The organism is Pseudomonas sp. MC6 (assembly GCF_054790575.1).
In genome coordinates this window covers 1,117,346-1,131,393 of sequence record NZ_CP186504.1, presented here as the reverse complement: position 1 = coordinate 1,131,393, position 14,048 = coordinate 1,117,346, and the positions used below count along the sequence as shown (strand labels likewise).

Genomic DNA, 14,048 nt, shown 5'->3' with positions numbered 1-14,048 from the left:
GCTTTCGGGTATTGACTGGGAGTCAGGAGCCAAAGTGCCAAATAAGTAGCAATTGAGGACACTTTATAAAATGTTGACGTTTTTGCGCCGACTTCTGTTGACCACCGCGACCCTTGTCGTGGTGTCCAGTCCCGTTTTTGCCGCCGGCAAACCATCGCCGGTTCTCTTTACCAGCCTCGCGCACGCCGCGCCAGAACTCAATCCCCAAGCGCTGAAAGGTGCGTTGAACGCCATGCAATGCGCGGTCAACAACGGTGCGAAACCGTCCCGCCACCTGGCGATCATCGACTATTCGCAACCGTCCACCGAACGCCGACTGTGGATCTTCGACCTCAGCAAAAAGAAATTGGTGCTGCGCGATCTGGTTGCTCACGGCTCCAATTCCGGGGAAAACTTCGCCACGCAGTTTTCCAATGTCGAAGGCAGCTACCAGTCCAGCCTTGGCCTGTTCCGCACGCAGGAAAGCTACAGCGGCACCCACGGTTATTCGCTGCGCATGGACGGTCTGGAGCCAGGCTTCAATGACATGGCTCGCGATCGCGCGATCGTCATTCACGCCGCCAGTTATGTAAATCCGTTGTGGAGCAAGAAACAGGGGCGCATCGGCCGCAGCCAGGGTTGCCCAGCGGTTCGGCCACAGATCGCCAAGCAGGTGATCGACCGGTTGAAGAATGGCCAGTTCATGTTTTCGTGGTACCCGGATCAGCGCTGGCTGAAGTCGTCGCCGTATCTGAACTGCCAGCCGCAGCAGGTGGCGAGCATCCTCAATACTCACGCGAGCTAACCGACCACCCCAAATCCCCTGTAGGAGTGAGCCTGCTCGCGATAGCGGTGTGTCAGCCAACACAGATGGTGCCTGACACACCGCTATCGCGAGCAGGCTCACTCCTACATTTGATCTCTGTCAGCCCCATGTTTCATTACAACTTTGTCATTCAGCTGTCGGTTTGCCGTGCGGATCGCTCGGTAGCCTGAAGTTGTCCCGGCACCAATGCCGATCAACCATGACCACTGAGTGACTGACCATGAAAACCCTCCTGCTCGCCCTCACCGCCCTCCTTGCCACCGGCAGCGTGTTCGCCGCGAACATGCCCGACAGCGCCGTGATTCATGACAAATCCGGCTTCTATGTCAATCTGGATGTCGACAAAGTCCTGTCCAGCACCGATATTTCACAAGCGTGTGGCGTGGTCCCGGCGCAATTGAATTACCTCGACCATCAGGGCCGCGAACATGTGCTGGACTATCAGGTACAAGGCAGCGGCTGCATCAATGACCACTGAGACTGATCGATGAATATTCTGGTTGTCGAAGACGAACCCAAGGCGGGCAACTACCTGCTCAACGGTCTGCAGGAACTGGGTTACAGCGTCAGTCTCGCCCGCGACGGTGCCGACGGGCTGCACCTGGCGCTGGAACACAGTTTCGATGTGATCGTGCTCGATGTGATGATGCCGAAAATGGATGGCTGGGAAGTCCTGCGCCGGTTGCGCAAGGAAGCCGACACACCGGTGCTGTTCCTCACCGCCCGCGATGACATCGCTGACCGCGTCAAAGGCCTCGAACTGGGCGCCGACGATTACCTGATCAAGCCGTTTTCCTTCGCCGAACTGGTGGCGCGCCTGCGCACTCTGACCCGGCGCGGGCCGATTCATGAAGACGAACAACTGCAAGTCGCCGACCTGCAGATTGACGTGCTCAAACGCCGCGTGAGCCGTGCTGGGGTGCGCATCACCCTGACCAACAAGGAGTTCGCCTTGTTGCAGTTGTTCGCCAGCCATACCGGGCAGGTTCTCGCCCGTTCGCTGATTGCCTCACGGGTGTGGGACATGAATTTCGACAGCGACACCAATGTGGTCGATGTCGCGGTGCGCCGCTTGCGGGCGAAGATCGATGATCCGTTCCAGCTCAAGCTGATCCACAGCGTGCGCGGCATCGGCTATCGCTTCGATACGCAGCCATGAGCGGCCATCGCCCTTATTCGCTGACCTTGCGCCTGGCGCTGGTGTTCGCCCTGCTAGCGTTCGCTTCGCTGGCCGGTCTCGGTGCCGCGCTGTACAACGAACTGGAGCAACAGTTGATCCGCCGTGATGACACCGCGCTGGTCAGCCGTGTCGATCAACTGCGCACCTTTCTCAACGACAGCAACGCCCTGGAGCTGATCAAGAACAAACCGGCGCTGTTCCAGAACATGCTCGGTAACCGCGAAGCGCTGCTGACCATTGGCACGCCGGGGCAAACGCCGTTGCTGGTGGTCAACCCGGGTAATCTGAAGCCGCCGACGTTGCCGGCGGTGCCCATCGACCAGGCGATGACGCTCAAGGACGTGCAGCATCTGCCGAGTGTCGACGGCGTGCCGTTTTCGGCAGTGGCAGCGAGTATCGATTCCGGCGAACTGGGCAATCTGCAAGTCACCACCGGGCGCCTGATGAGCGAGCGCACCGCGATGCTCGCCAATTACCGCTTGAGTGTTTATGGCCTCGCCTCGCTGGCGGCGCTGTTGCTGGCGGTGGTCGGTTGTTTGCTGGTGTATCGCGGTTTGCTGCCGTTGCGGCGACTGGCGAAGCACGCTCACGGTATCGGCGTCGGCAATCTTGGCGAACGGCTTGCCAGCAGCGGTGCGCCGCGAGAATTGCAGCCAATGATCGAAGCCTTTAATGCCATGCTTGATCGACTCGCCAAGGGCTTTGCACAGTTGAGTCAGGTGTCCACCGACATGGCCCACGAGTTGCGCACGCCGATCAACAATCTGCTTGGCGAAACCCAGGTTGCGCTGCAGCAGAACCGCAGCATCGAGGCCTATCAGCAATTGCTCGCTTCCAATGTTGAAGAGCTCGAACGTTTGACGCGGATGCTCGACAACATGCTGTTTCTCGCCCGTACCGATCCGGCCAGTGCCCTGAGCCAGCGCCAGGAGCTGGACGCGGCGGATGAAATGCAGCGCATTGCCGATTACTTTGAAGGGCTGGCAGCGGATGTCGGTGTATGTATCGAGGCGCGCGGCAGCGGTGTGATCTGGGCCGAGCCGATGCTGTTAAGGCGCGCGTTGGCCAATCTGTGCGCCAATGCGATCAAGTACGGCGCGGCGAATTCGACGGTGCAGGTGGAAGCGACTGCCGAAGCGGATGGCAGTTATTTACGGGTAAGAAACCACGGCGCGACCATTGCGCCGGAACATCTGGCGCGACTGTTCGAACGCTTCTACCGCGTTGATCAATCCCGTGAGCGCTCGGCGCAATCGAATGGGCTGGGCTTGTCGATTGTCGCGACCATCATGCAGTTGCATCAGGGCCGCTACAGCGCCAGCAGTGCCGATGGCATCACCTGCTTCGAACTGTTCTTCCCCGCCCGGCAATCAACATAAATCGCCAACACACCACAACCCCCTGTGGGAGCGAGCCTGCTCGCGAAAGCGCAGTGTCAGTCACCGGAGATATTGGCTGTGCCGGCCTCTTCGCGAGCAGGCTCGCTCCTACAGTTGAACTGCGCTCGGTTGATGATCAGCGCCATGAGCATCAACGCCACCGCGACGCCAAAAGTGATGTGCAATCCGCTGGCAATCGCCGTAGCCGGCGCCTGTGTCGGATCCCCCGCCGCCAGCGCAAACACCGCGCCCATCACCGCTGCCCCCGTGATCAAGCCGAGGTTGCGCGCCAGCCCGAGCATCGCCGAGACTACACCGCGTCGCTCCTGACGAACTCCGGCCATCAACCCGGTGTTGTTCGCCGCCTGAAACAGCGCATAACCGACGGCGACTACGGCAATCGGCAGCAAATAGGCGGGCAGCCCCAGACTCATCGGCAACAGCGCCAACAAGCTGCAACCGCAGGCAATCCCGAGCAACGCACCCGGCACGATCCGTCGCGCGCCGAAGCGATCCACCAAACGTCCCGCAGGTACACCACCAAACGCAGACAGCAATGGCCCGACCGATAACGCCAGGCCAACCGCAGCATTGCTCAGACCCAATCCACGGCTGAGGTAAAACGGTCCGACCACCAGCGTGGTCATCATCACCGTCGTCACCAGCAACGTCAGCGTCAGGCTACCGCTCAGTCGAGGATCGCTGAACAGTGACAAGCAAATCAGCGGCGACTTGGCCTTCATCTCGACCCCGATGAACAATCCTGCGCCGCACAGGCTGGCCAGCAGCAATGGCAACATCAAACCTTCAAGCGTCATTGCCAGCGCATAGGCCGCCAGCGTCAGCACCAACACTGCGCTGCCAGAATAATCGAACGCTGCGCGCGACCCTGTTACCCGATCCGCTGGCAAAAAGCGGTACACCAGCCAAATATTGAGCAAACCCAATGGCACGTTGAGTAAAAATATCGCCTGCCAGCCGACATGCGTCATCAACAGCCCGCCCAGCGACGGCCCGAGACTGGTGCCCGTCGCCGACATCGTCGCCAGCAACCCCATCGCGCTACCCGCCCGCGATTTGGGCACGGCTTCTGACACCAGCGCCACCGTCAAGGCGAACATGATCGCCGCGCCAACGCCTTGCACCGCCCGCGCGCCAATCAGCCAGCCCAGTCCCGGAGCCAATGCGCAAGCCAACGAGGCGCTGGTGAAAATGCCGATCCCGATCAACAGCAGTCGACGTCGACCGAAGCCATCGCCCAGACGTCCGACACTGACGATCAGCGTGGTGATCGCCAACAGGTAAGCCAGCACGATCCACTGCACCTGTTGAAATGTCGCTTCAAACGCCGTCGCCAGAATCGGCAGCCCAGCATTGGCGATGCTGGTGTCCAGCGACGGCATCAACATCGACAGAGCCAGACTGGTCAGTGCCCATCGGGCGGGAGTGCTCAAGGGTTCTCGGGGCATGGTCGGCTCGCAACGCAAAGGTGATTCGCCATAGCCTGAGCCTCGACAACACACGGCGCAAGACGCATGCTTTGCACTCGATACCTGCACAGAACGCCATATCATGAGCACTCCGGATCTGAACCTGCTGATCACCCTCGACGTCTTGCTGCGCGAAGGCAGCGTCGTCCGTGCCGCGAAATGCCTGCGATTGAGCCCTTCGGCCATGAGTCGCGCCCTCGCCCGTCTGCGCGAAACCACCGGCGATCCGTTGCTGGTGCGCGCGGGTCGGGGCCTGGTGCCAACGCCGCGCGCATTGGAGTTGCGCGAGCGAGTCAGTCTGTTGGTGCAGGACGCCGAAGCGGTTTTACGGCCAGCCGAAGTGCTCGACCCCAGCCGGTTGCAACGCACCTTCACCCTGCGCAACACCGACGGCTTTGTCGAAACCTTCGCCGCCGCCCTGCTCGCGCGTATCGCTGAAGAGGCGCCTGGTGTGCGTCTGCGTTTTGTGCAGAAAGCCGACAAGGACAGCACGCCGCTGCGCGAGGGCCGCGTCGATCTGGAAACCGGCGTGGTCGATGACAGCACCGACCCGACGCTGCACAGCCGCATCCTGTTTCAGGATCAGTGGATTGGTGTGGTGCGTGAGGGGCATCCCTTGAGCACGGGAAAAATCACCAGCAAGCGCTTTGCCGGCGGCGAGCACATTCTGATCTCCCGACGCGGGCGCAGCAGTGGCCCGGTCGACGAAGCCTTACTCGCGTTCGGACTGACGCGGGACATCGTCACTTCATTCGGTGGATTCTCGGCGGCGCTGACGCTGGTGCGGGAATCAGAGCTGATCGCCACGGTCCCGCAGCGTCATACCAGCAAACTGCGCACGGGCCTGCACAGTTTCGCCCTGCCCTTTGCGATGCCGGACATCAGCGTGTCGATGCTCTGGCATCCGCGCATGGATGCCGACCCGGCGCATCGCTGGTTGCGCGATTGTGTACGGCAGGTCTGCGCTTAACGCGCATCGCCACCTGCTGGTTTATAGAAGAGGAATTTTTTCGTTTCGGCGGTCTTGCGGTATTCCTTGGCCCAGCTCGGATGCACATTGCGGTCGTGGAAATACAGCGCGCCGTTGGTGCGATCCTTGAGCTGGCGGTTCAGCGCTTTGCGGGCGATATCCTTGGCCAGCGTGTATTCGGCATCTTCCTTGACCTGATCCGGCTTGCCGTCGCACCACCAGGAAAACTGGCAGCTCTTGGTTTCCGAGCCTTGTTTGACGACAGCGCAGACCGTGTCGGGAAAGCCTTCGTGGCCGAGACGATTCATCACCACACTGGCCACTGCTTCCATTTCCGGCGTGTCCTTGCCTTTGGCTTCCCAGTAGATACTGCGCGCCAGGCAAGTGATCGGATCGTCCAGCGGCGCCGCGCCGGCCGGATCGACCGCTTGCACTTCGGTCGGGGTGATCGCTTCGGTTTTCGGTGCCGGTGCGGCGCTGACTTTGTCCGCCGCTTTTTCTTCCAGCACTTGGGCTTTTTCTTCAGCCTTCGCTTTGATCGGGGCCTGATCGGTGGCCCATGCAGAGCCTGCCAACAGGGTGAATACGAGACAACCCGCCCAGCCTTTCAATCCCATGTCTGTTCTTCCGGCAGCGCCCGAGTCGGGCAAGGTATTACGTCGGGGAGACACCCGGTTTCCGGGGCCTTCGGTGAGTGTAGACGGCAAATCCAGAGGCAAAGTTGCGCAGGAAAACCGCTGAATGAAGAAAAAAGACATTGCACTCACCGGGGGCCTTTCGCGCATCATGGGCGCATTCAGCTCAAGGGAGATTTCCATGCGCTTCATGCCATCTGTTTTGCGTCTTGCCGCGTTGTCCGTGGGCGTTGTGTTTGCCATCCCGGCGCTGGCCGGCGATGAGTCGCAATTGATCGAGTCGATCAACAGCTACCGCAGCCAACCTCAGCGTTGCGGATCGCAGGCATCGAATGAACTGTCACCGCTGTCGGCTGATCCACGGCTGAGATTACGTGCCACCGGTGCTGTCGATCTTCAGCAAGCCATGGCCAGCGCCAGTTATCCGATGGTCAATGTGCAGGCGATCACGCTCAACGGCCCGCGTGATGCGGCGTCGGCGATGAAGGCGATTCAGGAAAGTTTCTGTCAGGTGGTGCTGGATCCGCAGTTTGTCGATGTCGGTGTCAGCCGCGACGACCGTGACTGGCGCATTGTCCTGGCGCGGCCGCTGCTGTCGGCCAAGCTCGGTGATGCGCAAAGTGAGGGGCAGAAATTGCTCAGTGAACTCAACGTCGCCCGCAGTCAGGCGCGTCAGTGTGGCGGTCAGGCGTTCGCCGCTGCCGCACCGCTGGCCTGGAACGCGACACTGGGCACGATCGCCCAGGATCACAGCCGCGATATGGCCAACAACAATTACTTCGATCACAAGGACCGTGACGGCCGCACCCCGGGCGATCGCGCGGAACTGGCCGGTTACAGCGGGCAACTGGTCGGCGAAAACATCGCCGCCGGCCAAGACACCGTGCACAAAGTCGTCGAAGGCTGGCTCACCAGCCCCGGCCACTGCGCCAACCTGATGAACCCGCAATACCAGGAACTCGGCGCCGCCTACGCGACCGACCCGAAAAGCAGTGCCGGCATCTACTGGACCGCGATGTTCGGCGCCCAGTAAGCCCAATCGCAAAAACACCACAACACCTGTGGGAGCGAGCCTGCTCGCGAAGAGGCCGTTACATTCAACACCAATGTTGTCTGACCTGCCGCCTTCGCGAGCAGGCGAAGGCCTACAGGGGGTAGTCAGTGACCTCAAGATCGGCGGCAATAAAAAACCGGAGCCATGCTCCGGTTTTTTATGGTCAATGGGTCCTCATCCCCGCCGCATACATCGCCAGTTTCAGCAGACTGGCGACCACCGCCAGCGACACCACACTGCCGAGCCAGATCAACAATAGCCACCCCAGCCGCTTGTACCAGCGACTGCTTTTCACTTCGCGCGAATCAATGGTAGCCATCGCCAATCCTCACTTTGCCGCGGAATACGTAGTAGCTCCAGAAGGTGTACATCAGGATCACCGGCAGGATGAACAGTGCGCCAATCAGCGCGAACAACTGGCTCGAAGGCGGTGACGCGGCGGCCCAGATGCTCACCGATGGCGGGATGATGTTCGGCCAGATGCTCAGTGCCAGGCCGATGTAACCGAGCAACATCAGCACCAGCGTAAACACGAACGGCCAATGCGTATGCCGCTGACGCAACGTGCGCAGCAACCCGAACAGCGCCAGCAACGCCAACACCACCAACCCGGCAAACACCTGCAGATGCCCGTGGGTTGACCAACGCGTTGCCAGTTCCGGATGCAGTTGCAGCGTCCACACGCCAATCACCAGCACCATCGCCATCAACAGCAAGGCCAGCGGCCGGGTGAACAGACGCATCCGCGACTCCAGCATCCCTTCGGTCTTGACCAGCAACCAGGTGCTGCCGAGCAACGCATACGCCACCACCAGCCCCACGCCACACACCAGCGGAAACGGCGCCAACCAGTCCAGACCGCCACCGGCAAACTGCCGATCAACCACCGGAATCCCGGACACGTACGCGCCAATCACCACGCCCTGGGAGAACGTCGCCAGCAACGAACCACCGATAAACGCCTTGTCCCACCAATGGCGTTTTTGCGGCGAGGATTTGAAGCGAAACTCAAACGCCACGCCGCGGAAAATCAACCCGCAAAGCATCAGGATCAGCGGCAGATACAACGCCTCGAGAATCACCCCGTACGCCAGCGGAAACGCGCCATACAACGCCGCGCCGCCGAGCACCAGCCACGTCTCGTTACCGTCCCACACCGGCGCCACGGTGTTCATCATCACATCGCGTTCCTGCTCATCCGGGATCAGTGGAAACAGGATTCCCAGGCCCAGATCGAAGCCGTCCATGATCACGTACATCATCACCCCGAAGGCGATGATCACTCCCCAGATCAACGAGAGATCGATACCTTGAATACCCATGACTCAATGCTCCTTCATAGGGGCGATAGCCGCTGAAATCGGTCGACGCGGCGTCTGCAATTCATCGCCCGCAGGCGGATGTTCGTGGTGCGGCTGCGGGCCTTTTTTCACCAGTTTCATCATGTAGCCGATGCCCACGCTGAACACCGTGAAATAGATCACCACGAACAACGCCAGCGAGGTGCTCATCTGCGCCACCGAGTGATGCGACGCCGCGTCGTGGGTGCGCAGCAAGCCATACACCACCCACGGCTGACGCCCGACTTCCGTGGTGATCCAACCGGCCAGCAGCGCAATCAAGCCGCTCGGCCCCATCAACAACACCAGACGCTGGAAGCCTCGATGCCGGTAAAGCTTGCCGCCCCGGCGCAACGCCAGACCGAGCAAACCCACGAGAATCATCAACATCCCCAACCCGGCCATGACGCGAAAGCTCCAGAAAATCACGGTCGAATTCGGCCGGTCTTCTTTCGGGAAGCTCTTCAGCGCCGGGATCTGCTTATCGAGGCTGTGGGTGAGGATCAGGCTGCCGAGACAGGGAATCTCCAACGCATATCTGGTCTTCTCCGCTTGCATATCAGGAATGCCGAACAGCACCAGCGGCGTCGGCCCGTTGTCGGCGTTTTCCCAGTGGCCTTCGATGGCGGCAATCTTCGCCGGTTGATGCTCCAGCGTGTTCAACCCGTGAGCGTCACCGACCACCGCCTGAATCGGCGCCACGATCAACGCCATCCACAACGCCATGGAAAACATCTTGCGCACTGGCGCGGTGTTGTTGCCGCGCAGTAAATGCCAGGCTGCCGACGCACCGACGAAGAACGACGTAGCGACGAACGCGGCAATCGCCATGTGCGCCAGACGGAACGGAAACGACGGGTTGAACACAATCGCCAGCCAGTCCAGTGGCATCACCCGACCATCGACAATCTCGAAGCCCTGTGGCGTCTGCATCCAGCTGTTCGACGCGAGAATCCAGAACGTCGAAATCAACGTACCGATCGCGACCATCACCGTGGCGAAGAAGTGCAAGCCACGGCCGACGCGATTCCAGCCAAACAGCATCACCCCGAGGAACCCGGCCTCAAGGAAGAATGCGGTCAGCACTTCATAGGTCAGTAACGGCCCGGTGATGCTCCCGGCAAAATCCGAGAAGCCGCTCCAGTTGGTGCCGAACTGGTACGCCATGACCAGCCCCGAAACCACGCCCATGCCAAAGTTGACCGCGAAAATCTTCGACCAGAAATGGTAGAGATCGCGGTACGTGTCGTTGCGGGTTTTCAGCCACAGGCCTTCGAGTACCGCGAGGAAACTCGCCAGGCCAATGGTGATCGCCGGGAAAATAATGTGGAACGAAACCGTGAACGCGAATTGGAGTCGCGCCAGGTCCAGTGCCTCTAGATTGAACATGATGATGTCCTCATCCAGGCTGAAAAGCGGCAGCACGAACCCGGGCCACCGCCAGACGCGAACGCCTGCAGCCAGTCAAATTGCCAATGTTTTTATGAGTGGCGGTTTACGCCACCGACGACGGGATCAGGTTGCTGACCTTCGCGGCTTCGAGGCGGATCGCCACGAATTTGGAAGTCGGCGTGTAGGTTCGGTCGCCGTAGCTTTCCAGCGGTACCAGAGGGTTAGTCTCCGGGTAATACGCCGCCGCTTGCCCTGCTGGAATGTCGTAGGCGATCAAGGTAAAACCGCTGACCCGACGTTCACGTTCGTCATCCCACAGCGCCACCAGATCGACCTTCTGCCCCGGTTCGAAGCCCAAGCGCTGGATGTCCTGCTCGTTGGCAAAGATCACGTCGCGCATGCCGTAAACCCCGCGATAACGGTCATCGAGGCCATACAGCGTGGTGTTGTACTGATCGTGGGAACGCATGGTTTGCAGGATCAGATGCGGCTTGACCGGCAGGTTGCGCACGCCCTCGCTGATCAAGTGCTCCGGTAGCACGCACGGGGTGAACTGGGCCTTGCCGCTAGCGGTGTTCCAGACCCGATCCGAGGCGTCGTTGCCGAGGTGGAAACCACCCGGAATCAGCAGTTTTTCATTGAAGTTCTCGAAGCCCGGGATCACGTCGGCAATCAGGTTGCGGATGCGCCCGTAGTCGCCCACCACCCACTCCCAATCGATCGGGTGCTTGCCCAACGTCGCGGCGGCGATCCCGGCAATAATCGCTGGCTCGGACTTCAAGTGCGCCGACTTCGGCTTCAACTGACCGAACGACAAATGCACCATGCTGAACGTGTCTTCGACGGTCACGCCTTGCGGGCCTTCAGCCTGGATATCGATGTCGGTACGCCCGAGGCACGGCAGAATCAGCGCGTCGCGACCCGTCACCAAGTGGCTGCGGTTGAGCTTGGTCGCAATGTGCACGGTCAGGTCGAGTTTGCGCATGGCCGCGTGGGTGCGTGGGGTGTCCGGCGTGGCTTGGGCGAAGTTGCCGCCCAGACCGATGAACACCTTGGCTTCGCCACGCTCCATGGCGCCGATCGCCATGACGGTGTTGTGCCCGTGCATGCGCGGCACGTCGAAGTTGAAACGCTTTTCCAGCGCGTCCATCAAGTCTTTCGGCGCCAGTTCGTTGATGCCCATGGTGCGGTCGCCCTGCACGTTACTGTGGCCGCGAACCGGCGACAGACCTGCGCCCGGACGGCCGACGTTGCCGCGCAGCAGTTGCAGGTTGATGACTTCCTGCAAGGTCGCCACCGAGTGCACGTGTTGGGTCAGGCCCATGGCCCAGCACATGATCACGCTCTTGGCGCGGCCATACATGCGCGCGGCCAGCTCGATGTCATGCAGCGGCACGCCGGACTGCTCGAGAATGTGCTCCCAGCTGGTTGCCTCGACTTCAGCCAGATAGCTGTCGAGGCCTGTGGTGTGCTCGGCGATGAACGCGTGATCGAACACCGGTTCGCCACCAGCGGCCTGAGCTTCGCGTTCCCACTGCAGGAGGAATTTGACCATGCCGCGAATCATCGCCATGTCGCCACCCAGCGCCGGGCGGAAATACGCGGTGTTGGTCGCTTCCCAGCCGTTGCTGAGCATTTCCAGCGGGTTCTGCGGGTTCTGGAAACGCTCCAGGCCACGCTCTTTCAGCGGATTGATACAGACCACTTGGGCGCCGCGCTTTACCGCTTCACGCAGCGGTTCGAGCATGCGCGGATGGTTGGTGCCGGGGTTCTGGCCGATCACAAAAATCGCATCGGCGTGATGCAGGTCCTCGTAAACCACGGTGCCTTTGCCGACGCCAAGGGTTTCGATCATGCTCACCGCACTCGCTTCGTGGCACATGTTCGAGCAGTCGGGGAAATTGTTGGTGCCGAATGCACGCACGAACAATTGATAGAGAAACGCCGCTTCGTTGCTCGCACGTCCGGAGGTGTAGAACTCGGCCTCATGCGGCGAATCAAGGTTTTTCAGGTGATCAGCGATCAGCGCAAAAGCGTCTGCCCAACTGATTTCCACATAGCGGTCGACCCGCGCGTCGTAGCGCATCGGGTGGGTCAGGCGGCCCTGATATTCCAGCCAGTAGTCGCTCTGCTCGGCCAGGCTCGACACCGTGTACTTGTTGAAGAACGCCGGGTCGACCAAACGCCCGGTCGCTTCCCAGTTCACCGCTTTCGCGCCGTTTTCGCAGAACTTCAACATGCTCGCGCCGGGCGCCTCGCCCCAGGCACAACCCGGGCAGTCGAAGCCGCCGTTCTGGTTAGTCTTGAGCATGGCCCGAATGTTTTTCAGGGCGTTTTCACTGCCCAGCCAGCTTTTTGTCAGGCTGATGACAGCGCCCCAACCGGCAGCGGCGCCTTTGTAGGGTTTGTAACGGTCGACTTGTGACATGGGACTTCTCCATGACGATGCACACAGGCATGAACCTGATTCGGTTAAACAGCGACGGCCGACTTTCAAGGTTGCAAAGTGGTCGTTGGGTTTGCCGGGGCAAGGATATTAACCGTTACAAAACATTGTCTAATCGCTATTAATGACTGCCTTATCGAAAGCATCTATCACGGCTAAAAACCCTTTATTTACGGGGCCTTGCGAAACTAACGGAGCAACTTTCGGCGAAAAATAATTCATCATCGACGGCATCAATCAGCTGTTCATTAACAGTGATTGGACAGCACTGAAAGTTGCTCATAATCTGCGCTGACCAAACCCCTTCCACAGTGGTTTTCATTCCTGCGAGGCTGTCATGTCTGAGCGTGTCTTGATCGATGGTTACAACCGCCGCGTCGACTATCTGCGCATGTCGGTGACCGACCGCTGCGACTTCCGCTGCGTCTATTGCATGGCCGAAGACATGCAGTTTCTGCCACGGCAAAAAATCCTCACGCTGGAAGAGATCTATCAACTGGCACAGAGCTTTGTGGCGCTCGGCACGCGCAAGATTCGCCTTACCGGTGGCGAGCCGCTGATCCGTCCGGGCGTGGTCAAGCTGTGCGAGCAGATCGCCGCCCTGCCCGGCCTGCGCGAGTTGTGCATGACCACCAACGGCTCACAACTGGGCAAACTCGCCGCGCCGCTGTTCGACGCCGGGGTCAAACGCCTGAACATCAGCCTCGACAGCCTCGATCCGCAGCGCTTCAAACAGATGACCCGCACGGGCGATCTGGCGCAGGTGATCAACGGCATCGATGCCGCGCGCAAGGCCGGTTTTACCCGCACTAAACTCAACGTGGTGGTGATGCAGGGCCGTAACGATGAGGAGATCAACGATCTGGTCAGCTTCGCCATTGATCGTCAGCTCGATGTCTCCTTCATCGAGGAAATGCCGCTGGGGATCATCAGCGAACACAGCCGCGCCGAGTCGTTTTTCTCCAGCGCCCAGGTGCGGGAAAAGATTGCCGAGCGCTATACCCTGATTGACTCTGCCGAGTCGACGCAAGGCCCGTCGCGCTACTGGCGGCTGGCCGAAGCGCCGGAGATTCGTCTGGGCTTTATCTCACCGCATAGCCACAACTTTTGCGGCACCTGCAACCGCGTGCGCCTCACCGTCGAAGGACGCCTGCTACTGTGTCTGGGTAACGAGCATTCGGTCGATCTCAAAGCGGTACTGCGTGCGCACCCGGGGCAACCGCAACGGCTGGAGAAAGCCATTATCGAGGCGATGAAACTGAAGCCGTATCGACATAATTTCGAAGTGAACGATGATGTTCAGGTCGTGCGCTTCATGAACATGACGGGCGGCTAGACCGCCCCTTCCAAGGGTTAT

At 60.2% G+C, this 14,048-nt stretch carries 13 protein-coding genes; 7 read left to right on the top strand and 6 right to left on the bottom strand.

Annotated elements, in window-relative coordinates; translation table 11 throughout:
• Window positions 1-70 precede the first annotated feature (70 nt).
• The 4 genes from ACOYXE_RS05275 to ACOYXE_RS05260 all read left to right on the top strand — a co-directional run bounded on the left by ACOYXE_RS05275 (window position 71) and on the right by ACOYXE_RS05260 (window position 3,364).
• A complete protein-coding gene (locus ACOYXE_RS05275) occupies window positions 71-784 on the top strand; it encodes a murein L,D-transpeptidase catalytic domain family protein (RefSeq protein ID WP_160058461.1) in 714 nt (237 codons plus the stop codon).
• A gap of 241 nt (window positions 785-1,025) precedes the next feature.
• Complete coding sequence (locus ACOYXE_RS05270; protein WP_160058463.1) at window positions 1,026-1,283, top strand: DUF2790 domain-containing protein; 258 nt, start codon at window positions 1,026-1,028, stop codon at window positions 1,281-1,283.
• Between the two features lie 9 nt (window positions 1,284-1,292).
• Window positions 1,293-1,964, top strand: coding sequence for a heavy metal response regulator transcription factor (locus ACOYXE_RS05265; protein WP_150750873.1), 672 nt, complete (start codon window positions 1,293-1,295; stop codon window positions 1,962-1,964).
• On the top strand, window positions 1,961-3,364 hold the full coding sequence (locus ACOYXE_RS05260) for a heavy metal sensor histidine kinase (protein ID WP_460928056.1): 1,404 nt from the start codon (window positions 1,961-1,963) through the stop codon (window positions 3,362-3,364). The genes ACOYXE_RS05265 and ACOYXE_RS05260 overlap by 4 nt, the downstream gene beginning before the upstream one ends.
• Before the next feature lie 56 nt (window positions 3,365-3,420).
• Here ACOYXE_RS05260 and ACOYXE_RS05255 read toward each other — a convergent pair whose 3' ends face one another.
• On the bottom strand, window positions 3,421-4,833 hold the full coding sequence (locus ACOYXE_RS05255) for an MFS transporter (protein ID WP_460928055.1): 1,413 nt from the start codon (window positions 4,831-4,833) through the stop codon (window positions 3,421-3,423).
• 103 nt (window positions 4,834-4,936) lie between these two features.
• On the opposite strand from ACOYXE_RS05255, the gene ACOYXE_RS05250 reads away from it, so the two are divergent.
• A complete protein-coding gene (locus ACOYXE_RS05250) occupies window positions 4,937-5,824 on the top strand; it encodes a LysR family transcriptional regulator (RefSeq protein ID WP_160058469.1) in 888 nt (295 codons plus the stop codon).
• Here the strand turns inward: ACOYXE_RS05250 and ACOYXE_RS05245 are convergent.
• The gene (locus ACOYXE_RS05245; protein WP_460928052.1) at window positions 5,821-6,441 is read right to left on the bottom strand and encodes a cell wall hydrolase; all 621 of its coding nucleotides are present in this window, start codon (window positions 6,439-6,441) and stop codon (window positions 5,821-5,823) included. The two genes, ACOYXE_RS05250 and ACOYXE_RS05245, sit on opposite strands and share 4 nt — an antisense overlap.
• A gap of 199 nt (window positions 6,442-6,640) precedes the next feature.
• On the opposite strand from ACOYXE_RS05245, the gene ACOYXE_RS05240 reads away from it, so the two are divergent.
• Window positions 6,641-7,492, top strand: a complete 852-nt coding sequence (locus ACOYXE_RS05240) for a CAP domain-containing protein (protein WP_160058473.1) — start codon at window positions 6,641-6,643, stop codon at window positions 7,490-7,492.
• Window positions 7,493-7,676: 184 nt separating this feature from the next.
• Here the strand turns inward: ACOYXE_RS05240 and ACOYXE_RS05235 are convergent, their stop codons facing one another.
• From ACOYXE_RS05235 to ACOYXE_RS05220, 4 genes are all read right to left on the bottom strand, one after another.
• On the bottom strand, window positions 7,677-7,832 hold the full coding sequence (locus ACOYXE_RS05235; protein ID WP_081265204.1) for a DUF2474 domain-containing protein: 156 nt from the start codon (window positions 7,830-7,832) through the stop codon (window positions 7,677-7,679).
• Window positions 7,819-8,835, bottom strand: a complete 1,017-nt coding sequence (gene cydB, locus ACOYXE_RS05230) for a cytochrome d ubiquinol oxidase subunit II (protein WP_460928050.1) — start codon at window positions 8,833-8,835, stop codon at window positions 7,819-7,821. Before cydB ends, ACOYXE_RS05235 begins: the two co-directional genes overlap by 14 nt.
• A 3-nt stretch (window positions 8,836-8,838) precedes the next feature.
• Window positions 8,839-10,242, bottom strand: a complete 1,404-nt coding sequence (locus tag ACOYXE_RS05225; protein ID WP_405123421.1) for a cytochrome ubiquinol oxidase subunit I — start codon at window positions 10,240-10,242, stop codon at window positions 8,839-8,841.
• Between the two features lie 106 nt (window positions 10,243-10,348).
• Entirely contained in the window at window positions 10,349-12,673 is a 2,325-nt protein-coding gene (locus tag ACOYXE_RS05220; RefSeq protein WP_460928048.1) for an FdhF/YdeP family oxidoreductase, read from the bottom strand.
• A 355-nt stretch (window positions 12,674-13,028) separates the two neighbouring features.
• On the opposite strand from ACOYXE_RS05220, the gene moaA reads away from it, so the two are divergent.
• A complete protein-coding gene (moaA, locus tag ACOYXE_RS05215) occupies window positions 13,029-14,027 on the top strand; it encodes a GTP 3',8-cyclase MoaA (RefSeq protein WP_460928046.1) in 999 nt (332 codons plus the stop codon).
• Window positions 14,028-14,048 lie beyond the last annotated feature (21 nt).